Below are 22,054 nucleotides of genomic sequence, written 5' to 3' on the forward strand. Positions count from 1 at the left end.
GCCGGATCGTTTTCAGTGTAAAGCCTATGTTCAGTTTCTTTAAACGCAAGAAGGCGCCCGCGCCTCAGGAATCGGTGCCCGCACAGAGCGGCATCCCCGGCGCGCCGGAGGTTCAGGACGCGCCCGAAGTGGCGCCGGTCGCGCCGACCGAGTTGCCGCCGGGCGCCACCGCGTCCGGTGCCGTCGTCCCCGATGCGGTCCCGCCCGAGATGCCGCTCCGGGCGGCGGAACCCGTATCCGAATTCACCGATGGCGCCGGACCCGCGCCGGCCGGGGTGCTCACGCAGCCCCCCGATGCCTGGTCGGACCGGCCGGACGAGACGTCGGATCCCCTGGCCAGGCTGGACCGGTCGGCCAAGGAACCGGCGTCCCCCGAGTCCGCGTCCACCGGATCCTGGCTTGGCCGGCTGCGGCGCGGCCTGTCGCGCACGGGCCAGAGCCTGGGCGGCCTGTTTTCCGGGGTCAAGGTTGACGAGACCCTGTTCGAGGAACTGGAAACCGCGCTCATCATGGCCGACGCCGGGGTCGAGGCCACGGAAAAACTGCTGGCGGAACTGCGCGCGCGCGTACGGCGTCAGCGCATCGAGCAGCCCGAGGCCGTGCGCGCCGCGCTGCGCGACATCCTGACCGAGCACCTGAAGGTTTTGGAAAAGCCCTTCGTCGTCGGCGAGGCCGCGCCCATGGTGGTCATGATCGCGGGAGTCAACGGGGCGGGCAAGACCACCTCCATCGGCAAGCTGGCCCATGCGCTGCGGGAACGCCGGGCCTCGGTGCTGCTGGCGGCCGGCGACACCTTCCGCGCGGCGGCCCGCGAGCAACTGGTGGCCTGGGGCGCGCGCAACGGCGTCACCGTCATCGCCCAGGAAGGCGGCGACCCGGCGGCCGTGGCGTTCGACGCGGTCAACGCCGGGCGCGCGCGGTCGGCGGACGTGGTCCTGGTCGATACGGCGGGCCGGCTGCCGACCCAGCTGCACCTGATGGAAGAACTCAAGAAGATCAAACGCGTCATCGGCAAGGCCGAGGCGTCGGCGCCTCACGAGGTCCTGCTGGTGGTGGATGGCAACACCGGCCAGAATGCGCTGGCGCAGATCCGCGCCTTTGACGCCGCGCTGGGCCTGACCGGCCTGGTCGTCACCAAGCTCGACGGCACGGCCAAGGGCGGGACGCTGGCGGCGGTGGCGGCCGGCAGCCAGGGGGTGCGGCCCGTGCCCGTGTACTGGATCGGCGTGGGCGAGGGCATGCAGGATCTGCAGCCTTTCGTCGCGGCGGAATTCGCCGATGCCCTGTTGGGCGGGCCGGAGGCCGCCAAGGGCTAAAATGACGGTATTCACTTCCAATTTGGCAGGCATGGCATGAACATGGCATCCGGCGCGGCTTCGATCGAGCCGTCCTTCGACATTTCCCCCGTCCAGGAGATCGTGAACGAGCTGCGGGCCGGGCGCATGGTCATCCTGGTGGACGAAGAGGACCGCGAGAACGAGGGCGACCTGGTGCTGGCGGCCGATTTCGTCACACCCGACGCGATCAATTTCATGGTGACCCATGCGCGCGGACTGGTCTGTCTGACGTTGACGCAGGAACGCTGCGAACAACTGCAGTTGCCGATGATGTCCAATCAGAACGGCACCCGCTACGGCACGAATTTCACCGTCTCCATCGAGGCCGCCGAAGGCGTGGGGACGGGCATCTCCGCCGCCGACCGCGCCCGCACCATTCAGGCGGCCGTGGCGCGCGACGCCCGGCCGGCCGACCTGGTCCAGCCCGGGCACATCTTTCCCGTGCGCGCCGTCCAGGGCGGCGTGCTGGTGCGCGCCGGCCATACCGAGGCCGGCTGCGACCTGACCGCCATGGCGGGCCTGACCCCGGCCGCCGTGATCTGCGAGATCCTCAAGCCGGACGGCACCATGGCGCGTCTGCCGGATCTGGCGGTCTTCGCCCGTGAACACGGGCTGAAGATCGGCACCATCGCCGACCTGATCCAGTACCGCAGCGAACACGAATCCATGATCGAGCGCCTGGTCGAGCGTCCGGTGGCGACGCCCTGGGGATCGTTTCATGCGGTGGCCTACCGGGACCGCGCTTCCAATGCGCCGCATCTGGCGCTGGTGCATGGCGACATCCGCCCCGACCAGGAAACCCTGGTGCGCGTGCACGAGCCCGCCAGCGTGCTGGACCTGCTCTGCGAGGGTGCCACCCGCCACAGCTGGACCATCCCCCAGGCGCTGCAGGCCATCGCGCAGGCGCCCAGCGGCGTGCTGGTGCTGTTGAACTGCCATGGCGGCGCCGATCTGCTGTTCGCGCAGTTCGACGCCTGGGCCCGCGGCGGCGACCCCCGGGCCGGGTGGCCGGCCGGCGACGGCGAACGCCACGGTCTGCGCACGTTCGGTATCGGCGCACAGATCCTGCGCGACCTCGGCGTGGGCCAGGCCCGGCTGCTGGCGCGACCGCGCAAAATGCCCAGCATGGCAGGGTTCTCCCTGACGATTACGGGTTACCATAACGAACCCGGCGTATCCGACGCCGCGATCTGATCAAGGAATCGCGACTATGAACCCCTACGTGATGACCCCCGACATGAACGGGGAAGGCCTGCATATCGGCATCGTGCGTGCTCGGTTCAACGAGGAAATCGGCACGGCCGAACTGCAGACCTGCCTGGACGAACTGGCCGCGCTGGGCGTGGACGAGCGCGACGTCATGGTGGTGTCCGTGCCCGGCGCGCTGGAGCTGGGCGTGACGCTGGCCCAGATGGCCGAGACCTTCGAATTCGACGCCCTGATCGCTCTGGGCGCGGTGATCCGCGGCGAAACCTATCACTTCGAGATCGTCAGCAACGAATCGGCGTCGGCCATCAGCCGCATCGCGCTGGAAACCGGCATCCCGGTCGCCAATGGCGTGCTGACCACCGACACCGACGAGCAGGCCCAGGCCCGCGCGGCCGACAAGGGCCGCGACTGCGCCCGCGCCGCGGTCGAAATGGCCAATCTGGTGGCGGCCCTGGAGCCGGAATCGGAAGACGACGAAGACGAGGACGAAGACTTCGACGACGAAGAGGACGTGGATGACTGAATCCAAGCCCGCGCGCGCCGGCCGCGCCAATGCCCGTAGCGCGCGCCGCCTGGCGCGCGAATTCGCTCTGCAGGGCGTGTACGCCTGGCTGCTGCGCGGCGGCACCGACCTGGCCGAACTTGGCGAGATCGATGCCCATGTGCGCGACGGCGAGGACTTCGATCAGGCTGACGCCCAGTGGTACCAGACGCTGCTGCAAGGGGCGGCCACCCAGGCCGTCGAACTGCGTGAACGGTTCGTGCCCTACATCGACCGGCCGCTGGGGGAGCTTTCCCCGATCGAACATGCCGTGCTGCTGATCGGCAGCTTCGAGCTCGTCCGGCACGTCGAGGTTCCCTATCGCGTGGCCATCAACGAAGCCGTCGAACTCGCCAAGTCCTTCGGCGGCACGGATGGCTATCGATTCGTCAACGGGGTGCTCGACAAGCTCGCGGCCGAAGTCCGCGCCCCCGAGGTCCAGGCGACGGCGCGCCGCTGATGCGGCACGGGGCGGATTTATGCAGTCGAATGGCGAATTCGACCTGATCGCGCGTTATTTCAAACGGCCGCCTCCGGATCGCATGCTGGGTGTGGGCGACGACTGCGCCCTGATGCCCCTGTCGCCGGGTTGCGAACTGGCCGTCAGCACCGACATGCTGGTCGAGGGCCGGCATTTCCTGCCCGGTACCGATCCCGGATCCCTGGGCCACAAGGCCCTGGCCGTCAATCTGTCCGATCTGGCCGCCATGGGTGCCCGGCCCCTGGCCTGCACGCTGGCCCTGTCGCTGCCCGCCGTGGACCATGCCTGGCTGGCGGCCTTCTCCGAAGGCTTCCATGCCCTGGCCCGCGAAGCCCGCTGCCCGCTGGTGGGGGGGGACACTACACGCGGCGACGCGGTGGTGCTCAGCATCACCGTGCTGGGCGAGGTCCGGCGTTCGCACGCCCTGCGCCGCGACGCGGCCCGCGTTGGCGACGACGTCTGGGTCTCCGGCACGCTGGGCGCGGCCGATCTGGCCTTGCGCCTGGTGCTCGGCCACTTGCCTCCCGATCCGGAACGCCTGCGGGCCACGCGGTCCGCGCTGGACCGTCCCGTTCCCCGTCTGAAGCTGGGCAGATACCTGGCCGGTGTGGCCCATGCCGCCATCGACGTGTCCGACGGCCTGTTGCAGGACTTCGGCCATATTCTCCAGGCCAGCCATTGCGGCGCCGAACTGTGGCTGGACGCCTTGCCGGCGCATCCGGCGCTGGCCGGCCTGGACGAGTCCCTGCGCCGCGAAGCCATGCTGTCCGGGGGGGACGCCTATGAATTGTGCTTCACTGCCCGGCCGCTGTGGCGCGAGCAGATCGAAGTGCTGGGTCGCCAGTTGGGCGTGCCGGTGGCCCGGGTGGGCACGCTGGTGCGCGGCCAGGGCGTGCGCGTGCTGGATGGCGCGGGGCGGACCGTACCGGTGGCACGCCGGGGCTTCGATCATTTCAGCGGACCGTCCGAGGATATTGCATGATGGGTACCGACCTTCCGAAAGACTCCGGCCCGGCCCGGCCCATCCTCAGGCCGTCCGCCGCCTGGGTCTTCTCACGCCCCGAGCGGATCCTGGCCTTTGGCCTGGGTTCGGGTCTGATCTATCCGGCTCCGGGCACCTGGGGTACGTTGGCCGGATGGCTGCTGTGGGCCGTTCTGCTGCGTGATCTTTCCGACGGCTGGATGATTCTGGTGCTGCTGCTGTCCTTCGGGATCGGCTGCTGGGCCGCCCAGCGCTGCGGCGATGACCTGGGCGTGCCGGATCATGGCGGGATCAACTGGGACGAGATCGTCGCCATCTGGCTGGTGCTGTGGCTGATGCCGCACGATTTCTGGTCCCAGGCCGTTTCGGTGGCGCTGTTCCGCTTCTTCGATATCGTCAAACCGCCGCCGGTGAGCCTGTTCGACCGGCGCTTCAAGAACGGCTTCGGGGTCATGATCGACGACATCGTCGCAGCCCTGTATGCCTTGCTGGCGGGGGCGCTGCTCGTCCGCCTGGGGATGTTGTCATGAACGAACGCGAAACGCGCGCCCTGGCGGGCGAGGTGGGCGCCGCGCTGCGCGCCGCCGGCTGGCTGTGCGCCACGGCTGAATCCTGCACCGGCGGGCTGCTGGCAGGCGCCATCACGTCCTGCCCTGGCTCCAGTCTGTGGTTCGAACGAGGCTTCGTCACTTATAGCAATGCCGCCAAGGTTGAACAGCTGCGGGTGTCGTCCGACACCCTGGAACGCTTCGGTGCCGTCAGCGAGGAAACCGCCATGGAAATGGCCGGCGGTGTGTTGGCAGCGGTGCCCCAGGCCCAACTGGCGCTGTCCACCACCGGTATCGCGGGGCCGGGCGGCGCCACGCCCGGCAAGCCGGTCGGCATGGTGTGTTTCGGCATTGCGCGTCGCGCCGGATCCGGAATCGTGACCCGGGCCGTCACCCAGGTTTTCGAGGGCGACCGCGATGCGGTGCGCGCCGCGGCGGTGCGCCGCGCTCTCCAGGCGGCGCTGGTGGAGCTGGGCAAGGCCTGAGAACCGGCCTGCATTTCGCCGCCGGGCGGTCCCGCGAGCGTGGGGGTGCGGCCTCAGAACGCCGGATTGATGCTCAGGGCCATCAGGGCCGACAGCTGGCACAGCGGCCGGCCCGAGTCCTCCCGCAATGTGTTGAAGGCATCCTGCACGGCCCGAAGATCGCGCTGGCTCGTGGGTTCGCGTTCGATGACGCCCCCCGCCACCAGGCGCGCGATCACGTCGCTGGTCAGCAGGAACGTGTCCTTTCCGGCCAGGCGCAGGAATCCGGCGGCGGAACGCCCGCCCAGGCGGGCACCCCGCTTGGCCAGCAGGCGCCACAGGCCGATGGTGTCGGTATCCGGCCAGTCCGCCAGGAACGCGCCGAAGCCGGCGCCCCGTTCCTGGCGGATGTCCAGGATGAACCGGGCATTTTCCGGGATGCTTTTGATCTTGGCGCGATCGCGGATGAGCCGCTCGTTTTGCATGTGCGCTTCGATCTGTTCCGGGCCGAGCCATGCCATGGCCTCGGGGTCGAACCTCTGGAAGGCTTGCTCGAACTCTGGCCATTTGGCGTCGACCATCGCGTGCTGCACGCCCGCATGGAAGATCCGCCGGGTCATGGCGGACAGATAGCGGTCGTCGCCCTGGCGCTTCAATGCATCGGACGTCAGCGGCCGGGGCAGGAAGGCCTCCAGGGCCGCATCGGATTCGAATCGTGCGCGGACCGTGTCGTGGAGGCGGCGATAGTCGAGCGTCACGCGCCGTCCCGCAAGGCTTCGCGGATGGCGTCGCGCGTGGCAAGCGCGGTCCTGGCGGCCGCCTGTTCCCAGTCCTCATCGGCGCTGGCGTACAGGATGGCGCGTGACGAGTTGATCATCATGCCCGTGCCCGCCGCCGTGCGGCCCGCCTGCGCCGTGGCCCGGATGTCGCCGCCTTGCGCGCCGATGCCGGGAATCAGCAAGGGCATGTCGCCCACCCGGCGGCGGACCTGGGTGATTTCCTCGGGGAACGTGGCGCCCACCACCAGGGCGCATTGCCCGTTGGTGTTCCAGACGCGGGCCACCTGATCGGCGACATGCAGGTACAGCGGCGTGCCGTTGGCCAGCCGCATGTCCTGAAGATCGGCACCGCCGGCGTTGGATGTGCGGCACAGGATGATGACGCCGCGTTCACCGTAATCGATGTACGGCTGTACGGAATCGCGTCCCATGTAGGGATTGACCGTGACGGCGTCGGCGCCGTAGCGTTCGAACGCCTCGCGGGCGTATTGCTCGGCGGTGCTGCCGATGTCGCCGCGCTTGGCGTCCAGCACGATGGGCAGGTCCGGATGCCGCTCGCGGATCGTCCGGCAGATGTCCTGCAACTGGTCTTCGGCCCCCAGCGCGGCGAAATACGCGATCTGAGGCTTGAAGCCGCAGGCGTAGGGCGCGGTGGCCTCGACGATGCGCAGGCAGAACTCGGTGACCGCGTCCGAGCGGCCCGCCAGTTCCCTGGGGAAACGCCGTGGATCAGGGTCCAGGCCCACCATCAGCAGGGAATCCTGGGCGACCCAGGCGCGGTTCAGCTTGTCGGTGAAGTTCATGAGCGGATCGGACGGTCTGTCCAGTTGCGTGGTTGTCGGGGTCGCGCAGCGGTGGCGGCCTGCGGGCCGGGCGTGCGCTTGTGCTCAGGAAGGCCACCAGCGCGGCGCCAGCACCGCCGCCCAGGTGGCGCCAGCCAGCAGCAGCGTCAGCAGCACGGCGGCGCTGCCGATGTCCTTGGCGCGCCCCAGCAGGGGGTGATGTTCCGTGCTGATCGCGTCGGCCAGCGTTTCGATCGCGGAATTGATCAGTTCCACCGTCATCACCAGCACCGGCGCCCCGGCCAGCAGCAGCCGTTCGATGGCGGTGTCGCCCAGCCACAGGCCCAGCGGGATCACGATCGCGGCCAGCGCGGTTTCCTGGCGGAACGCGGCCTCCTGGCGCCATGCCGCGCCCAGTCCCTGCAGCGAATAGCCGATGGCGCGCGCGATGCGCAGCAGTCCGCCGGTGCTTTTATAGGGGGAGGGCTGGGTCATGGGTCGGCAAGTCCGGATGATGTGGGCATTGTAATGGAAGGAATCAGCCCGGTGCCGCGCGCATGGAGGCGGGAACGCCATCATGAAAAATCCCCGCCACGGCAAACCGCGACGGGGATGAGGCAGGACACGAAATAGTCCTTTCGGACTATTTTGTGCCTGACGAATCCGAGCAGCATGCAGGCTGCGAGGTGGGACAGGCCCGGCCGGCGCCGGAGCGCCGGACCGGGAAGGGCAGGGGCTTAGAAGCCGCCCATGCCGCCCATGCCACCCATGCCGCCCATGTCGGGCATCGGGGCCGCAGGCTTGTCCTCGACGATTTCGGCCACGGCGGCTTCGGTGGTCAGCAGCAGGCTGGCGACCGAGGCGGCGTTCTGCAGCGCGGTACGGGTGACCTTGGTCGGGTCGATCACGCCCTGTTCGACCAGGTCGCCGTATTCGCCGGTGGCGGCGTTGTAGCCGTAGTTGCCTTCGCCCTTTTCAACGGCGTTGACGATCACGCTGGCTTCGTCGCCGGCATTGCTGACGATGGTGCGCAGCGGGGATTCGATGGCGCGCAGGACCAGCTTGATGCCGGCTTCCTGGTCGGTATTGTCGCCCTTGACCTTGGCCACGGCGGCCTTGGCGCGGATCAGAGCGACGCCGCCGCCCGGAACGATGCCTTCCTCGACGGCCGCACGCGTGGCGTGCAGGGCGTCTTCGACGCGGGCCTTCTTTTCCTTCATTTCGACTTCGGTGGCCGCACCCACGCGGATCACCGCGACGCCGCCGGCCAGCTTGGCCACGCGTTCCTGCAGTTTTTCACGGTCGTAGTCCGAGGTGGCTTCCTCGATCTGCGCGCGGATCTGCTTGACGCGGGCTTCGATGTTCTTGGCATCGCCGGCGCCGTCGATGATCGTGGTGTTTTCCTTGGCCACTTCGATGCGCTTGGCCTGGCCCAGTTCGGCCAGGGTCGCCTTTTCCAGCGACAGGCCGGTTTCCTCGGAGATCACCGTGCCGCCCGTCAGGATGGCGATGTCTTCCAGCATGGCCTTGCGACGGTCGCCGAAGCCCGGGGCCTTGACGGCGGTGGTCTTCAGGATGCCGCGGATGTTGTTCACGACCAGGGTGGCCAGGGCTTCGCCCTCGACGTCCTCGGCCACGATCAGCAGCGGACGGCTGGACTTGGCAACCTGTTCCAGCACCGGCAGCAGGTCGCGGATGTTGCTGATCTTCTTGTCGAAGATCAGGATGAACGGGTCGTCCAGGACGGCGACTTGCTTGTCGGGGTTGTTGATGAAGTAGGGCGACAGGTAGCCGCGGTCGAATTGCATGCCTTCGACGACGTCCAGCTCGTTGTCCAGCGACTTGCCGTCTTCGACGGTGATGACGCCTTCCTTGCCGACCTTGTCCATCGCGTTGGCGATGATTTCACCGACCGAGGTGTCGCTGTTGGCCGAGATCGAGCCGACCTGGGCGATGGCCTTGCTGGTGGTGCAGGGCTTGGACAGTTTGTGCAGCTCGGTCACGGCGGCGGCCACGGCTTTGTCGATGCCGCGCTTCAGGTCCATCGGGCTGATGCCGGCGGCCACGTACTTCAGGCCTTCCTCGACGATGGACTGGGCCAGCACGGTGGCGGTGGTGGTGCCGTCACCGGCGTTGTCGGAGGTCTTGGAGGCGACTTCCTTGACCAGTTGGGCGCCGATGTTCTCGAACTTGTCCTTCAGTTCGATTTCCTTGGCGACGGAGACGCCGTCCTTGGTGACGGTGGGGGCGCCGAAGGAGCGGTCCAGCACCACGTTGCGGCCCTTGGGACCCATGGTGGTCTTGACGGCGTTGGCGAGGATGTTGACGCCGCGGACGATGCGGGTGCGGGCATCGTCACCGAAATAAACTTGCTTTGCAGCCATGTTGAAATTCCTTGGGAGTGAACGGTGAGGTGGCTTACTGGATCACGGCGAGGACTTCTTCCTCGCGGATGACGAGCACTTCCTCGCCATCGACCTTGACGGACTGGCCGGCGTACTTGCCGAACAGCACTTTGTCGCCGACCTTCAGGTCGACCGGGATCACTTTGCCGTCCTCGGTCTTCTTGCCGGGGCCGACGGCCAGGACTTCGCCCTGGTCGGGCTTTTCAGCCGCGCTGTCAGGGATGACGATACCCGAGGCGGTGGTGCGCTCGTTGTCCAGACGCTTGACGATCACGCGATCGTGCAAAGGACGCAGTGCCATGGAGGAACTCCTGTACGTAGAAATTGAAGGTGCGGGGGCGAGGCGTTGTTAGCACTCAGCCCCATCGAGTGCTAATTATAAGGACGATTCTTTGGGTTTCAAGAGGCGGGTGGGTCTTGTTACAAGTCTGGTGTCGAACGCCACTGAGGGTTCAACATCCGCCGCTCGGTTCTGAGCTTCGAAACATGGCTATTCGTAGTGCTGGTGCGGGTGTCCCGCCGAAATTGGCGCTGAGGAGAGGGGCTATGGGCAGGGTGGTTTCTTGCGGCAGAATGGCCACCCAACATGGCCTACGCTACGGGCATTGTTGCAACAATGCTTGGCACAAGCCGAGCGTTGAGCAAAAAGATCGACCTTTGTGCATCGCTGCGGCCTCCACAAGCCGGGCGGGCTCCATCAGCGCGAATGCCGAGCGCATTTCGCGTGCTTCCTCGCCGGGGCTGCGGCCGAATAAGCGCTTGAATTCGCGGTTGAACTGCGAGTGGCTTTCATCGCCCACGCGCACGGTGGCGCCGGCCATTGCCTACGCGATCGCGCAACCCGATGGCGTGGACGTGAGCGAAATCATCGTCCGCCCCACGGCCAGCCCGTATCGATCCCGAAATCCATCCCTACCCAGGTTTTTCATGCCACAAGCTAACATGCCCTTATCGGTGCACGAGCCCGTCCAGTACCGTTGTTGGCTATTTCGACGCGACCACCTGCCCAAGAACAATCCGCCCTTCTTGCAGATTTCTACCCTGGTTCTGAGCCATCAATTGAAAATCCGTCCCCATCAGGACGTGGAACCCTAGGGGAGGGAAACCCTCTTTGCGAATCTTGTCGGCCAAGGCAACAAACCAAGAGCGGGCGGCGTCAGTCGTGTCGGACCAGTCAGAAATAGTGAATCCAGCTTCTTCCAGCAGGGTCCGTAACTCGCTGGGCCGAACAAGAAAACTGCTTTCAGGAGTGCGCGCCCACGGAACGGGAAACAGTACCGGTCCCGAGGGGCCGGCCAGCACATCGTAAATGGCGAGCGTCCCGCCAGGCTTGAGAACCCGGTACATCTCCTTGTACAACCGAGGTTTGTCAGGGATGTTCATGGCCACATGCTCTGTCCAGACAACATCAAATGCTCCGTCGTCGAACGGCAAGTTAGTCGCATCACCCTGCTGGTAGTCAATGAACTCGGAGAGGCCGACCTTGTCTGTGAGCAAAGTCGCGGCGCGACAATATTCCTCTGTAAGGTCTATACCCGTGACGTGGCAGCCGAATTCTTTGGCAAGACACCTGGAAGTCCCGCCCACGCCACTTCCGACATCAAGAACGCGCATGCTCGCATCAAGTCCGGCTGCGCGAGCCAATTCCAGGGTGGCGACCCGGCCGCGAATGTGAAAGTGGTCGATGGGTACCAAGTCCTCAGGCGTAAGGCGGTTCAGGTCCTTGCCCGCCTTTTCCAAGGCCCCCAATATCACACTGCCAATATCCGGACGGGAATAGTGCGTCTGGATGACTTCGTTGACTGTATCCGACATGACCACACCCCTGCGCGTGCATGCATACGCTTCGTACCACCTATACCGCTCAGTCTAGCTATTTGGGTGTTAGATGCAAAGCGGAATCGGCCCGGGTTTTCCAGGCGGCCCCGGTCTTCAACAGTGCGGATGCTCAAACCATGCCGGTGAGAGATCGCCGGCATGGCTATGACGCCGTTTCGGGTTGTAGGGCATCTCGATGCAGTCGAAGACATCAGCCATTCAAAATCGCGGGGCGGCAAGCCCGTGAGTGCGCTGGATATGATCGCTACTGATACCGCCGCGGAATGTGGTCCGTCCACGTCCTTTCCCTGACCAGCTTGCCGTCTTGCCGCAGGGTCTTGGTGAAAGTGACGTGGAAATAGGTGTCGTCCGATTCGATCCGCGACAGGGTTGAAAAGTCTACTTCCATGCCGGATATAGTGAACACGTTTCTGCGCTCGCCACGGAATCGGGCGTTGGCGGGCGCTGCGTCATTGACATCCCATCGATACAGTTCCGATGATCGGTACGTGTTGTCGTACAGGGTCCAACGGGTGTCGTTGATGGTGGTGAATGTCGAATCACCGGTTTGTTCATTGCGAACGCTCTCGAAAACAGGGCCCTTGCCTGGCGATGCTTTTCCAAAAGGGGCCTGATCGCTCGGTTCCGGCGGGGGCAGCACACAGGATGGACTGGTTTCGCTTTGCGTGGGAACCACCGGCAGCTCAATCCATGTATCGGCACCTGAAAAGAGACGGGTGAAGCCAGGTGTCGGGCTGGGCCAGACCATGGGAAACTGGGCATTCGAGACAGCCAGACGGATACGATGGCCGGGTTTGAAACGCCATGTGGTGAAGTGAATCGACGTGGACAGTGTCGTCGGTTCGCCGGGTATCAGCGCTTCAGGTTCAAGCCGCGAATGACGTTGGGCAGGGTTGATGATTGCGCCGCTGATCAGGGACACCCGGCCGTCCGGCGCCACATCCTCCAAACGCACGGTCCATTGATAGAACGGGGCGTCCGCGGCTACGCGCAAGCGCACTTGCGGCATGCCCATGATTTCCAGGGCTTCGGTCAAAGGAGCCGAGTCGTAGACCAGGCTGCGGGCGTCGTCGGCGGCCATGTCGCCTGTCTGTTCGCCCCACCATCCGCCGGCAGCCATCCCGGCGCCGGCTCGATAGCGCAGGGTTTCGACACCGCCTTGCGGGGACGGTGTGCCAACGAGTTGCCGCGCCGTTTGTGGGTATAGGCGCCGGGTGGTGCCGCCCTCTACAGGCCATTGTTTGCTGCAACGCCAGTAGCCGGGGATGGTGGCCAGGTCTGTGGCCGGCGCGTGGCCGGTGCGCATGAATGCCATTCTTCGGCTGGATTCGTCCAGTATCCCGTTGTCGATGCCTTTGAGCCAGTAGTCCCACCAGCGGACGGCCTTTTCCCGCCACTCGTAGTTGGGTCCGGGCACGCCGTACTCGGGCCATGCGTGATTCCAGGGGCCGATTTCCGCGATAGTCGGTGCCTTGGACGTTTCGCTGACTTCCATGACGAAATCGCGGTAGCCGTCGAGCAGCCCGCCGATCAGGTAGGCCGGGACTTCCAGCGGGGTCTTGAATTTCAGCGATTCTTTGCGCCAGAAATCGCCATCCTGCTGCTGGCGCAGCCAGGTGAATATCCAGGGTTCCCGGTCGAAGCGGTTCCGGAAATAGTCTTCGTCAATGCGGTACCCGGGGCTCTGCGGCATTGCGTTATCGGTATCGATTTGATGCGCATAGGAATCGATGTGCAAGGCGCCGTCAATATAGTGAACGTCGTTGTAAAACAGGTCTGTCGACCCGTGAGCCGCAATAATGGCCTTGAGTGCGGGCGGCTTTCTGTGGGCCGTCATCAGGGAGTTGAAGGCGCTCCATGAAATGCCATACATGCCCACATTGCCAGTCGACCAGCTCTTTTTGGCGAGCTGTGCAATGAGTTCTTCCGCGTCGGAAATCTCGGCTTCGGAATACTCGCTTACGGGGATATGACCCCCGCTGCCTCCGGTGCCGCGCACATCGACCCGGGCAACGACGTAGCCGCGTTTGGCGAAATAGGAACCGTACTCATAATCGCCCAACGTGAAAAAGTCATCCTTGCGGTAAGGCACCATTTCCATGATCACGGGGAATTTTTCCCCAGGCGATTTGGCGACCGGGCGGTAGTAGGTGACCGCCAGATCCACGCCGTCTTTCATTTTAAGCGCGCCGTGCTCAATGGAAAATTCGTAGTGTGCGGCCCGGCCTGACAGTGTGGGGTTGCCGTGGCAGCCCAATAAACCGGAAGTGAGGAAAAGGCAGATTGCCAGTTTCCCCAAAATTTTGTTATTCCACCGCATGGTTGTCCTTAGTATTTCGTGTCGTTTCAGCCCGTACAGTGGCGACGCATGATACCAACAGTTCCAATCTGGCAGCAAGGGCTTTGCGGGCTTGCCGATCCACGGCTTCGACGATGGCCCGGAATTCGATCCGATACAGCCGGCACTGATCTGAAAAACGCCGGGACACCACGTTCATTCACCAACTGACTGCAAGCCCGGCCCCCCAGGAATGGTCGACCTCGGCCTTATTAATCCCCTTCTTCAATCCAATATCCAGATCCAGACTCTTGGTTGGGCTGTAAGTAAGTCCAATAATGGCAAACGCGGGATTGGTATTGCTATTTGGGTCGTCATTGCGATAGCTGCCCACGTCCAGCGACAGCTTTATTCTGGACGCAACATCGACCTCGGCCGCAACGGAAGCGTTCCAGATATTTTTGCGGGTGCCGAATTTATTGTCGGCGTAGGCATAGCCAAGATTGCCCGAAATCGTCAAATATCGCATTTCATAGCTTGCCATGGCATCCATGGAATAGCCGTTTCGGCCGTTGCCAAGGCCCTTTTCATCATCGCCGGTTGGCAGCGTGATTTGCGGTTTCAGCGCCAGGCTGACCGGGCCGCTTTCATAAAAGCGCCATTTCAACTCCATCGACATGTCGCCTATGCCGTACTGCGTCGAGGCGCCATCGCTGCTCCGTTGGTAGGGAATGGTGGTGGCGATATCAAGGCGGTCCGTCAAGCCGTAGCTTAATGTGGCATTGACCTGATTTTCCCGGGAGCGCCCCCCGTCGCCGTCTATGCGGCTATAGCTGTAGTCGGTATTGATTTCAAACTGCATATTGCCACGACCCCGGGTGTCGGTGTCTTCGGTATCTTCGTCGATATGCGGGTACGCACCAAAGCAAACAGCGGGGAACAGAATTGCGCTTAGTAATATTCTTTTCATATTCCTTTTTTCAACCAAAGCGGACAGTTGGGGGCCGTACCCTCGTAAGCATATATTACAGTACGCAAATTGAATGGACGGTCTGTGACTGTAGAGACGATGGCAAAAAGAGATCCCGCAAAAACAATCTCTGAGTGCGGCCTGCGCGGGGAGCATCACAAGAACCTGACCAAAATCAAAAACCATGCCGTTCGACGGTTCATGCTGTCTCATGACTGTCGCCCTGCCACGGGTCCGGCGGCTGTTTCCATTGATCGACGCGGGACGTCCAACGACGTACATGGCCATGAAGAATTCCAAGATCCGGATACCGGAAAACTGCTGGGTCGCGGTCTGCGACGGCAAGCAGGCGTTATTGCTTCGCAACCGGGGCGATGCGCGCCATCCGGACCTGGTTGTCATCTGGTCCTTGTCCAACCCGGGGGAACTCACGCACGAACTGGGCAGCGACCGGCCGGGGCGCGTCATGCCGCGATACGGCACCGCGCGCAGCGCAGTGGAACAGCCGGATCTGCATCAGAAGGCCGAGGCCGAGCTTCTGGAGGCCATGATGCGTCAGATTGACGAGGCTATCCACCTGAAGCGGACCAGCGGCGTCATCTTTGTCGCACCGACAGACGTGCTGGGGTGGATACGGAAACACATGCCCGCAGCGGTGGGGCAGGCCGTCGTCGGCGAGCTGGGCAAGGACCTGACACACTTCTCGGTCAATGACATCCAGCAATACCTGCTCGCGGCCTGGCACGATTAAAAACGCCCAGGTGTGGCCCCAAGGTCCGGTTCCTGATGCCGACGATTCCCCAGACAGGCATGCGCCCCCTGCGCGATGGCGCGGGCCAGGCGTGCGATCGTTTCCTGCCGCCCGAGGCGGACCTCCTCCTCGGGATTGATGATGACGCCCGCTTCCACCAGGACGGCGGGCATGGACGCGTTCCGCAGCACCGCAAGGTCATCGTAGCGGTGGACACCCAGGTGGCGGTCGATGAAAGGATGATTTTCGCCCTCGACCGGTTCGGCATGGTAGCCGGAGGCCCGTTCACCGGCGGACCGCAGGCGTTCGCCAATGCGCCGGGCGCACGCCAGACTGCGTCCGGGATGGGCGTTCAGCGCCGAAACGAAGATCGAATAGCCCGCGAATTCGGATTGGCGGCCCGCTGCGAGGAACCGTGCCTGCGCCGAATCATGGTGGATCGACACGAGCAGGTCGGCGTCCGGCGCGCCCGCCGCGCGCCGGGCCGCGGGGATGTCCGCGCCGATGCCCTCGATCCGGGTGGTCAGGTCACCCAACGCCGCGAGCGCGCGGGCGAGGGCGGCGGCCAGGTCCCGGTTGTACAGGTATTCGGTGCGGCCGCTGGCCCCCGTCGCGCCCGGCTGTTCCGGCCCATGGCCTGCGTCCACCTGGACGTGCGCCGCGCGCGCGGGTCCGGCGCAGCACAGGGCCAGCAGGAAGAAGAACAGGACGCGCGCAAAGGCGGGGTGCGCCGCTGGCATGGGGATTCCTCCGGGAGGTGGGGTTCGGCGGGCGCTCGCCCGTGGGTTTGATAGTTGATAACAATCGACTCTATTTAAACAATCAATTTTACTTATCATGAGGGCTCGCCTACACTGGTCTCCGTTGCCCTCGTGGCCTTTTCACTGAACCCTGAACAAGGAGCTTTTTTCATGTCCCTGATCAATACCGTCATCAAGCCCTTCAAGGCCACCGCCTACCACAACGGCAAGTTCGTCGACGTCACCGAGCAGACCGTCGCCGGCAAGTGGTCCGTGTTCGTGTTCTACCCGGCCGACTTCACCTTCGTGTGCCCGACCGAACTCGAAGACCTGGCCGATCACTACGCCGAATTCCAGAAGCTGGGCGTGGAAGTCTATTCCGTGTCCACCGATACGCATTTTGCCCACAAGGCCTGGCACGATACGTCCGACGCCATCAAGAAGGTCAACTACCCGATGATCGGCGATCCGACCCACGCCCTGTCGCGCAACTTCGACGTGCTGATCGAAGAAGAGGGCATCGCCCTGCGCGGTACCTTCGTGGTGAACCCGGCCGGCGAAATCAAGGTTCTGGAAATCCATGATAACGGCATCGGCCGCGACGCTTCCGAACTGCTGCGCAAGGTCAAGGCCGCCCAGTACATCGCCAGCCATCCGGGCGAAGTCTGCCCGGCCAAGTGGGAAGAAGGCGCCAAGACACTGACCCCCTCGCTGGACCTGGTCGGCAAGATCTGATCCTTTCCATCACCGGATCGGCGCGCACCGGCCAGGATGCGCGCCCCGTGATGCCTCGGCGGCCCGACCGCGGGCCGCCGATTTTCTCCCCCGCGTTTTCTGATCGGGCGATACCATGCGGCTATCGTCCGGGGGGACGGTTTTTTCCAAAAAGGTGTGAATATGCTGGATGCAAGCCTCAAAGGACAATTGGGAACCTACCTCGAACGGGTGACGCTGCCCGTCGAACTGCGCGCGTCGCTGGACGATGGCGCCCCGTCGCAAGAGCTGCGTGCCTTTCTGGAAGACATCGCCAGCCTGTCCGACAAGATCACCCTGACGACCGACGCTTCCGGGGCGCGCGTGCCGTCGTTCGAAATCGCCCGCGCCGGCACCGACGTGGCCGTGCGTTTCGCCGGCATCCCCCTGGGCCATGAGTTCACTTCGCTGGTGCTGGCCCTGCTGCAGGTCGGCGGCCATCCGCCCAAGCTGGACGAGGCCGTGGCCGACCAGGTCCGCAATCTGCCGGGCGACTACACGTTCGAAACCTATTTCTCCCTGTCGTGCCAGAATTGCCCGGACGTGGTCCAGGCGCTGAACGCGATGTCCGTCCTGAATCCGCGCATCCGCCACGTGGCGATCGACGGCGCCCTGTTCCAGGACGAAGTCCAGCGGCGCGAGATCCTGTCCGTGCCCGCTGTGTTCCTGAATGGCGAGCTGTTCCATCAGGGCCGCGCCGGGGTCGAGGAATTCCTGGCCAAGCTGGACGCGGGCGACGACGCCGCCAAGGTCGAGGCCCTGAACGCCCGTGACGAGTTCGATGTACTGGTGGTGGGCGGCGGCCCGGCGGGCGCCGCGGCGGCCGTGTACGCGGCGCGCAAGGGTATCCGCACGGGCGTGGTGGCCGAACGCTTCGGCGGCCAGGTGCTGGACACGATGGCGATCGAGAACTATATCTCCGTGCTGGAAACCGAGGGGCCCAAGTTCGGCGTCGCGCTGGAGCAGCATGTCAAGGCCTACGAGGTCGACATCATGAACCTGCAGCGCGCCAGCCGCCTGGTGCCGGGCCGGTCCATCCAGGTCGAACTGGCCAGTGGCGCGGTCCTGAAGTCCAAGACCGTCATCCTGTCGACGGGCGCGCGCTGGCGCCAGATCAATGTGCCCGGCGAGGACGAATACCGCAACCGCGGCGTGGCCTACTGCCCCCACTGCGACGGTCCTTTGTTCAAGGGCAAGCGCGTGGCGGTGATCGGTGGCGGCAATTCCGGCGTCGAGGCGGCGATCGACCTGGCCGGCATCGTGGGGCATGTCACGCTGATCGAGTTCGGCGACGCGCTGCGGGCCGACGAAGTGCTGCAGCGCAAGCTGCGCAGCCTGCCCAATGTGACCATCATCACCTCGGCCCAGACGACCGAGATCCATGGCGACGGCAAGCGCGTGACCGGCCTGGGCTACAAGGACCGCGCGAGCGGAGATGCGCATCGGGTCGAACTGGAAGGCGTGTTCATCCAGATCGGCCTGGTGCCCAACACCGAGTGGCTCAAGGGGACGGTCGAGCTCAGCAAGCATGGCGAGATCGTGGTTGACGCCCGGGGCCAGACCTCGGTGCCCGGCGTGTTCGCGGCAGGCGACGCGACGACGGTTCCGTACAAGCAGATCATCATCGCCGCCGGCGAAGGCGCCAAGGCCGCCCTGGCCGCCTTCGACCATTTGATCCGCAGTTCGGTCGATGCCGGGGAAAAGGCCGTGGCCTGATTTCCGGAGCATGCGCCGGGCGCGGCGGGCCGGATTGTGCCGGCCCGCCGTTTTATTTCCGGTTCGTGCCACCCGCCCGGGCGCCGCGAATCAGCCTGGCCCGACGTCTTCTTCCATCCGGGGCCAGGGGCCGTCGATGTGCTTGCGGCACAGGTCCACCCAGGCCTGGGCCGCGTGGCTGAGCATCGGCCAGTCCGCCGACAGCAGGGCGATGTCCCAGCTCAGTGTGTCGGGCCCCAAGGGACGGGCCTCGAGCCCCGGCTCCACCGGTGTCCGGATGAAGGGCTCGGGCAGCAATGCGATGCCCATGCCCGCCTGCGCCATGGACAAGGTCCAGTCCCATTGGCCGCTGCGGGCGGCGATCAGCGGCTCGAAGCCGGCGGCCTGGAATTGCCGGTCCAGCAGGCGGGACAGCGCAAAGTCGTCTTCCAGCAGAACCAGCGGCCGTCCGCGCAGATCTCCGATGCTCGGCGCAGGCGGCAGCGGCCGCATCAGCCCGGGCTGGCCGACAGCCAGAATCCTGTGCCGGGCGACGACCCGCGGGCGCAGACCCAGTTCCGGCGCCACCGGCATCAGACTGAAACCCAGATCCAGGCGGCCTTCCGCCACCTGGCGCTCAATGGCCTGTCCTGTGTCCTCGTGCAGCGCGACCTCGATCTTCGGATAGCGCTGGCGGTATTCCTTCAGGGGCGCGGTGAACAGACGGTTGATCATCGGCGGCAGGCCGAGGTCCAGCCGGCCCAGTTCCAGCGCCTGGGTGCGGGCGATGTCGCGCAGCAAGGCACGGTGCGCCGCGAGCACGTCCTGCCCGCGCGCCAGGACCACGCGGCCCATGTCGGTGAGACGGGCCGGCCGTCGTTCCCGATCCAGCAGCGGCGCGCCGATCTCGTCTTCCAGTTGCCGGATCATTTTGCTGACGGTCGATTGCGTGACGCCCAGGGCCGCGGCGGCATGGGTGAAATTCTGCCGCCTGGCGGTTTCGATGAAGTAGCTGAGCGCGCGCATGTCCATGAAGGCGGGTGTCCTTTCTATGAATAAATAGAATTGTATAGATTTACTCCATGAATAATGGCGATGATATTCTCGGTCGTGTCATCACACGAATAGACGAGGAGACCATGATGATGGAGCGCCTGCAATGTGCCGGGCTTGAGCGCAGGATCATGACGGCGGCCCAGGCCGCCGGCCTGTTTCGCGACGGCATGACGGTCGGGATGAGCGGCTTCACCCGCGCCGGGGACTGCAAGGCCCTGCCCGCCGCGCTGGCGGAGCGGGCGCGGCATGAATCCTTGCGGCTGAACCTGGTCACGGGCGCGTCGCTGGGCAATGACAGCGATGGCCTCATGGCCGATGCCGGGCTGCTGGCGCGCCGCCTGCCGTTCCAGTCCGACGCCCGGCTGCGTCGGGCGATCAACGAAGGGCGGGTCATGTTCATCGATCAGCACTTGTCCGAAACCGTGGAACAACTGCGCGTCGGCCATCTGCCGAAGCTCGACATCGCCGTGGTCGAGGCGGTCGCCATTCTGCCGGACGGCGGCATCGTGCCTTCCATGTCCGTCGGCAATTCCGCCAGTTTCGTCGCCCAGGCCGATCAGGTGATCGTCGAGTTGAATACCAGCATGCCCATGAGCCTGATGGGCCTGCACGACATCTATCTGCCCGAGGACCGGCCCGGGCGCAAGCCCATTCCCCTGACCAGGCCGGATCAGCGTATCGGCACGACGTCGATCCCCGTCGATCCGTCGCGCATCGCGGCCATCGTCGTCACCGGCCATCCCGACAGTCCTTCCAACGTCCAGCCGCCCGATGAGGACACCCGGGCGATCGCCCGCCACATCATCGGCTTTCTGGGGGGCGAGGTGGCCGCCGGCCGCCTGCCGGACACGCTGCTGCCGCTTCAGGTCGGTATCGGTACCATCGCCAATGCGGTCGTGCACGGGCTGGTGGACGCGCCGTTCCGCGACCTGCGGATGTATTCCGAAGTCCTTCAGGACAGCGCCATCGCCCTGATCGACACGGGCCGCGTGTCCTTCGCCTCGGCTTCGTCGATCACCTTGTCGGAGCCCGTGTACCGGCGTTTCATGGAGCGCCTGGACGCATATGCCCGGCGGATCGTGCTGCGTCCCCAGGAAATCAGCAATCATTGCGAGATCGTGCGCCGCCTGGGCGTCATCGCCATCAACACGGCGCTGGAGTTCGACCTCTACGGCAACGTGAATTCCACGCATGTCGGCGGCACCCGGATGATGAACGGCATCGGCGGCTCGGGCGACTTCGCCCGCCATGCCCACCTGTCGATCTTCGTGAGCAAGTCGGTGGCCAAGGGCGGCGACATCTCCAGCGTCGTGCCGATGGTGGCCCATGTGGACCATACCGAGCACGATGTGGACATCCTGGTGACCGAGTGGGGGCTGGCCGACTTGCGCAATCTGGCGCCAAGGGAGCGTGCGCCCCGCATCATCGAGTGCTGCGCGCATCCGGACTACCGGGACGCGCTGATGGACTACTTCCGTCGCGCCTGTGCCCGGGGTGGCCATACGCCGCATCTCATCGGCGAGGCCCTGTCCTGGCACGAGCGGCACGCCGCCACCGGGTCGATGCGTGTCGCCGAACAGATGGCCTGCGCCTGATCGCAGCGGCGATAGAATATCGCCTTCTCCCCGGTAGCGAGGCCTGCCATGCTGGCGCAATATGGTGTGTTGGACGTCTGGACCTACCTTGCCGGGACGGTCTTCATCGTGCTGTTGCCGGGACCGAATTCCCTGTTCGTGCTCGCCACCGGGGCCGGGCGCGGCGTGCGCGCCGGCTACCAGGCCGCCTTCGGGGTGTTCATCGGCGATTCCATCCTGATGACCCTGACGGCGGCGGGTGCGGCGTCGGTGCTGCGGCTGCTGCCCATGGTGTTCATCGCCCTCAAGGCCGCCGGGGCGGTGTACCTGACGTACCTCGGGATCCGGCTGCTGATGTCGGCCTGGCGGCCGGCGCCGGCGCAGGTTCACGCGGTCGCCGGCGGCCCGGGCAGCCCCTTTCGCAAGGCCCTGCTGCTCAGCCTGCTCAATCCCAAGGCCATTCTCTTCCTGCTGTCTTTTTTCGTGCAGTTCGTCGATCCGGCCTATCCGCATCCCGCGCTGTCCTTCCTGATCCTGGCGACCATCCTGCAGATCTGCAGCGCCGCTTACCTGTCCGTCCTGATCTTCGGCGGTTCGCGCCTGGCGGCCGCGTTCCGGCGGCGCCAGGGGCTGGCGCGCGCCGGCAGCGGGCTGGTGGGCGTGCTGTTCCTGTGGTTCGCCGGGCGCATGGCCTTCGAGGCCTGAAAGAGCCCGTCATCGCCCCCGGCACGACGCATCATCATCATGCAATAATACCGGCCATTCATATCGAGTGATGTTCCGGTATTCTCCGTCCGCCGCCCTCTGGCGCGGCGGTGTCGGATTGCGCGCGCCCAGCCAGGCTAGGGGTTTATCCCCTTTAGGTGGCCC

Annotated in this window: 23 protein-coding genes and 1 pseudogene; 13 read left to right on the plus strand and 11 right to left on the minus strand. The window is 65.1% G+C overall.

Annotated features, from left to right (window positions below; genetic code table 11):
• Nucleotides 1–26: 26 nt before the first annotated feature.
• Genes ftsY through O4H32_RS13670 form a run of 7 tightly spaced genes read left to right on the plus strand, consistent with a single transcriptional unit; the run spans nt 27 to nt 5,583 of the window.
• Nucleotides 27–1,316: a signal recognition particle-docking protein FtsY gene (gene ftsY, locus O4H32_RS13640; protein WP_269360056.1), complete on the plus strand. Its 1,290-nt coding sequence runs from the start codon at nt 27–29 to the stop codon at nt 1,314–1,316.
• Nucleotides 1,317–1,358: 42 nt separating this feature from the next.
• Complete coding sequence (ribBA, locus tag O4H32_RS13645) at nt 1,359–2,531, plus strand: bifunctional 3,4-dihydroxy-2-butanone-4-phosphate synthase/GTP cyclohydrolase II (RefSeq protein WP_269360143.1); 1,173 nt, start codon at nt 1,359–1,361, stop codon at nt 2,529–2,531.
• Between the two features lie 16 nt (nt 2,532–2,547).
• Nucleotides 2,548–3,069, plus strand: a complete 522-nt coding sequence (ribH, locus tag O4H32_RS13650; protein WP_269360058.1) for a 6,7-dimethyl-8-ribityllumazine synthase — start codon at nt 2,548–2,550, stop codon at nt 3,067–3,069.
• On the plus strand, nt 3,062–3,547 hold the full coding sequence (gene nusB, locus O4H32_RS13655; RefSeq protein WP_269360060.1) for a transcription antitermination factor NusB: 486 nt from the start codon (nt 3,062–3,064) through the stop codon (nt 3,545–3,547). The genes ribH and nusB overlap by 8 nt, the downstream gene beginning before the upstream one ends.
• A 19-nt stretch (nt 3,548–3,566) precedes the next feature.
• The gene (gene thiL / locus O4H32_RS13660; protein ID WP_269360062.1) at nt 3,567–4,550 is read left to right on the plus strand and encodes a thiamine-phosphate kinase; all 984 of its coding nucleotides are present in this window, start codon (nt 3,567–3,569) and stop codon (nt 4,548–4,550) included.
• Entirely contained in the window at nt 4,547–5,080 is a 534-nt protein-coding gene (locus tag O4H32_RS13665) for a phosphatidylglycerophosphatase A family protein (RefSeq protein WP_407932660.1), read from the plus strand. The genes thiL and O4H32_RS13665 overlap by 4 nt, the downstream gene beginning before the upstream one ends.
• A complete protein-coding gene (locus O4H32_RS13670) occupies nt 5,077–5,583 on the plus strand; it encodes a CinA family protein (RefSeq protein WP_269360063.1) in 507 nt (168 codons plus the stop codon). The genes O4H32_RS13665 and O4H32_RS13670 overlap by 4 nt, the downstream gene beginning before the upstream one ends.
• Nucleotides 5,584–5,636: 53 nt before the next feature.
• Here O4H32_RS13670 and O4H32_RS13675 read toward each other — a convergent pair whose 3' ends face one another.
• The 6 genes from O4H32_RS13675 to O4H32_RS15025 all read right to left on the minus strand — a co-directional run bounded on the left by O4H32_RS13675 (nt 5,637) and on the right by O4H32_RS15025 (nt 10,349).
• The gene (locus tag O4H32_RS13675) at nt 5,637–6,320 is read right to left on the minus strand and encodes a DNA-3-methyladenine glycosylase I (protein WP_269360065.1); all 684 of its coding nucleotides are present in this window, start codon (nt 6,318–6,320) and stop codon (nt 5,637–5,639) included.
• Complete coding sequence (gene pyrF, locus O4H32_RS13680; RefSeq protein WP_269360067.1) at nt 6,317–7,144, minus strand: orotidine-5'-phosphate decarboxylase; 828 nt, start codon at nt 7,142–7,144, stop codon at nt 6,317–6,319. Before pyrF ends, O4H32_RS13675 begins: the two co-directional genes overlap by 4 nt.
• A gap of 84 nt (nt 7,145–7,228) precedes the next feature.
• Complete coding sequence (locus tag O4H32_RS13685; protein ID WP_269360069.1) at nt 7,229–7,618, minus strand: diacylglycerol kinase; 390 nt, start codon at nt 7,616–7,618, stop codon at nt 7,229–7,231.
• Nucleotides 7,619–7,860: 242 nt separating this feature from the next.
• Nucleotides 7,861–9,507, minus strand: a complete 1,647-nt coding sequence (gene groL, locus O4H32_RS13690) for a chaperonin GroEL (protein WP_269360070.1) — start codon at nt 9,505–9,507, stop codon at nt 7,861–7,863.
• 34 nt (nt 9,508–9,541) lie between these two features.
• A complete protein-coding gene (locus O4H32_RS13695) occupies nt 9,542–9,829 on the minus strand; it encodes a co-chaperone GroES (protein ID WP_269360072.1) in 288 nt (95 codons plus the stop codon).
• Nucleotides 9,830–10,124: 295 nt separating this feature from the next.
• A complete protein-coding gene (locus O4H32_RS15025) occupies nt 10,125–10,349 on the minus strand; it encodes a helix-turn-helix transcriptional regulator (RefSeq protein WP_407932662.1) in 225 nt (74 codons plus the stop codon).
• On the opposite strand from O4H32_RS15025, the pseudogene O4H32_RS13705 reads away from it, so the two are divergent.
• Nucleotides 10,336–10,422 (plus strand): annotated as a pseudogene (locus tag O4H32_RS13705) (oxidoreductase); the annotation flags it as partial. The gene O4H32_RS15025 and the pseudogene O4H32_RS13705 sit on opposite strands and share 14 nt — an antisense overlap.
• 90 nt (nt 10,423–10,512) lie before the next feature.
• On the opposite strand, the gene O4H32_RS13710 reads toward O4H32_RS13705, so the two are convergent.
• The 3 genes from O4H32_RS13710 to O4H32_RS13720 form a co-directional block, all read right to left on the minus strand.
• On the minus strand, nt 10,513–11,343 hold the full coding sequence (locus tag O4H32_RS13710; protein WP_269360074.1) for a class I SAM-dependent methyltransferase: 831 nt from the start codon (nt 11,341–11,343) through the stop codon (nt 10,513–10,515).
• 268 nt (nt 11,344–11,611) lie between these two features.
• Entirely contained in the window at nt 11,612–13,687 is a 2,076-nt protein-coding gene (locus tag O4H32_RS13715) for a CocE/NonD family hydrolase (protein ID WP_269360076.1), read from the minus strand.
• Between the two features lie 178 nt (nt 13,688–13,865).
• Nucleotides 13,866–14,903 carry a transporter gene (locus O4H32_RS13720; protein ID WP_269360078.1) on the minus strand — a complete coding sequence of 346 codons (1,038 nt, stop codon included), beginning with the start codon at nt 14,901–14,903 and terminating at the stop codon, nt 13,866–13,868.
• On the opposite strand from O4H32_RS13720, the gene O4H32_RS13725 reads away from it, so the two are divergent.
• Nucleotides 14,902–15,366, plus strand: coding sequence for a host attachment family protein (locus O4H32_RS13725; RefSeq protein WP_269360080.1), 465 nt, complete (start codon nt 14,902–14,904; stop codon nt 15,364–15,366). The genes O4H32_RS13720 and O4H32_RS13725 overlap by 2 nt on opposite strands.
• Here O4H32_RS13725 and O4H32_RS13730 read toward each other — a convergent pair.
• Entirely contained in the window at nt 15,363–16,106 is a 744-nt protein-coding gene (locus O4H32_RS13730; protein WP_269360082.1) for an N-acetylmuramoyl-L-alanine amidase, read from the minus strand. The genes O4H32_RS13725 and O4H32_RS13730 overlap by 4 nt on opposite strands.
• Before the next feature lie 171 nt (nt 16,107–16,277).
• Here O4H32_RS13730 and ahpC point away from each other — a divergent pair, with 171 nt between their 5' ends.
• Nucleotides 16,278–16,841 carry an alkyl hydroperoxide reductase subunit C gene (gene ahpC / locus O4H32_RS13735; RefSeq protein WP_269360084.1) on the plus strand — a complete coding sequence of 188 codons (564 nt, stop codon included), beginning with the start codon at nt 16,278–16,280 and terminating at the stop codon, nt 16,839–16,841.
• A gap of 162 nt (nt 16,842–17,003) precedes the next feature.
• A complete protein-coding gene (gene ahpF, locus O4H32_RS13740; RefSeq protein WP_269360086.1) occupies nt 17,004–18,575 on the plus strand; it encodes an alkyl hydroperoxide reductase subunit F in 1,572 nt (523 codons plus the stop codon).
• A gap of 90 nt (nt 18,576–18,665) precedes the next feature.
• On the opposite strand, the gene O4H32_RS13745 is transcribed toward ahpF, so the two are convergent.
• On the minus strand, nt 18,666–19,586 hold the full coding sequence (locus O4H32_RS13745) for a LysR family transcriptional regulator (RefSeq protein WP_269360088.1): 921 nt from the start codon (nt 19,584–19,586) through the stop codon (nt 18,666–18,668).
• Nucleotides 19,587–19,693: 107 nt separating this feature from the next.
• Here O4H32_RS13745 and O4H32_RS13750 point away from each other — a divergent pair, with 107 nt between their 5' ends.
• Nucleotides 19,694–21,205 (plus strand): acetyl-CoA hydrolase/transferase family protein, encoded by a 1,512-nt coding sequence (locus tag O4H32_RS13750; protein WP_269360147.1) that lies wholly within the window; start codon nt 19,694–19,696, stop codon nt 21,203–21,205.
• Nucleotides 21,206–21,253: 48 nt separating this feature from the next.
• Entirely contained in the window at nt 21,254–21,889 is a 636-nt protein-coding gene (gene leuE / locus O4H32_RS13755) for a leucine efflux protein LeuE (protein ID WP_269360090.1), read from the plus strand.
• Nucleotides 21,890–22,054 lie beyond the last annotated feature (165 nt).

Source organism: Castellaniella denitrificans, assembly GCF_027214045.1.
In the GTDB taxonomy this organism is placed as follows: Bacteria; Pseudomonadota; Gammaproteobacteria; order Burkholderiales; family Burkholderiaceae_B; genus Castellaniella; species Castellaniella denitrificans_A.

Coding starts and splice junctions, on each gene's coding strand:
- ftsY (WP_269360056.1), top strand. CDS start 27: ATGTTCAGTTTCTTTAAACGCAAGAAGGCGCCCGCGCCTCAGGAATCG.
- ribBA (WP_269360143.1), top strand. CDS start 1,359: ATGGCATCCGGCGCGGCTTCGATCGAGCCGTCCTTCGACATTTCCCCC.
- ribH (WP_269360058.1), top strand. CDS start 2,548: ATGAACCCCTACGTGATGACCCCCGACATGAACGGGGAAGGCCTGCAT.
- nusB (WP_269360060.1), top strand. CDS start 3,062: ATGACTGAATCCAAGCCCGCGCGCGCCGGCCGCGCCAATGCCCGTAGC.
- thiL (WP_269360062.1), top strand. CDS start 3,567: ATGCAGTCGAATGGCGAATTCGACCTGATCGCGCGTTATTTCAAACGG.
- O4H32_RS13665 (WP_407932660.1), top strand. CDS start 4,547: ATGATGGGTACCGACCTTCCGAAAGACTCCGGCCCGGCCCGGCCCATC.
- O4H32_RS13670 (WP_269360063.1), top strand. CDS start 5,077: ATGAACGAACGCGAAACGCGCGCCCTGGCGGGCGAGGTGGGCGCCGCG.
- pyrF (WP_269360067.1), bottom strand. CDS start 7,144: ATGAACTTCACCGACAAGCTGAACCGCGCCTGGGTCGCCCAGGATTCC.
- O4H32_RS13685 (WP_269360069.1), bottom strand. CDS start 7,618: ATGACCCAGCCCTCCCCCTATAAAAGCACCGGCGGACTGCTGCGCATC.
- groL (WP_269360070.1), bottom strand. CDS start 9,507: ATGGCTGCAAAGCAAGTTTATTTCGGTGACGATGCCCGCACCCGCATC.
- O4H32_RS13695 (WP_269360072.1), bottom strand. CDS start 9,829: ATGGCACTGCGTCCTTTGCACGATCGCGTGATCGTCAAGCGTCTGGAC.
- O4H32_RS15025 (WP_407932662.1), bottom strand. CDS start 10,349: ATGGCCGGCGCCACCGTGCGCGTGGGCGATGAAAGCCACTCGCAGTTC.
- O4H32_RS13710 (WP_269360074.1), bottom strand. CDS start 11,343: ATGTCGGATACAGTCAACGAAGTCATCCAGACGCACTATTCCCGTCCG.
- O4H32_RS13715 (WP_269360076.1), bottom strand. CDS start 13,687: ATGCGGTGGAATAACAAAATTTTGGGGAAACTGGCAATCTGCCTTTTC.
- O4H32_RS13725 (WP_269360080.1), top strand. CDS start 14,902: ATGAAGAATTCCAAGATCCGGATACCGGAAAACTGCTGGGTCGCGGTC.
- O4H32_RS13720 (WP_269360078.1), bottom strand. CDS start 14,903: ATGGCCATGTACGTCGTTGGACGTCCCGCGTCGATCAATGGAAACAGC.
- O4H32_RS13730 (WP_269360082.1), bottom strand. CDS start 16,106: ATGCCAGCGGCGCACCCCGCCTTTGCGCGCGTCCTGTTCTTCTTCCTG.
- ahpC (WP_269360084.1), top strand. CDS start 16,278: ATGTCCCTGATCAATACCGTCATCAAGCCCTTCAAGGCCACCGCCTAC.
- ahpF (WP_269360086.1), top strand. CDS start 17,004: ATGCTGGATGCAAGCCTCAAAGGACAATTGGGAACCTACCTCGAACGG.
- O4H32_RS13745 (WP_269360088.1), bottom strand. CDS start 19,586: ATGGACATGCGCGCGCTCAGCTACTTCATCGAAACCGCCAGGCGGCAG.
- O4H32_RS13750 (WP_269360147.1), top strand. CDS start 19,694: ATGATGATGGAGCGCCTGCAATGTGCCGGGCTTGAGCGCAGGATCATG.
- leuE (WP_269360090.1), top strand. CDS start 21,254: ATGCTGGCGCAATATGGTGTGTTGGACGTCTGGACCTACCTTGCCGGG.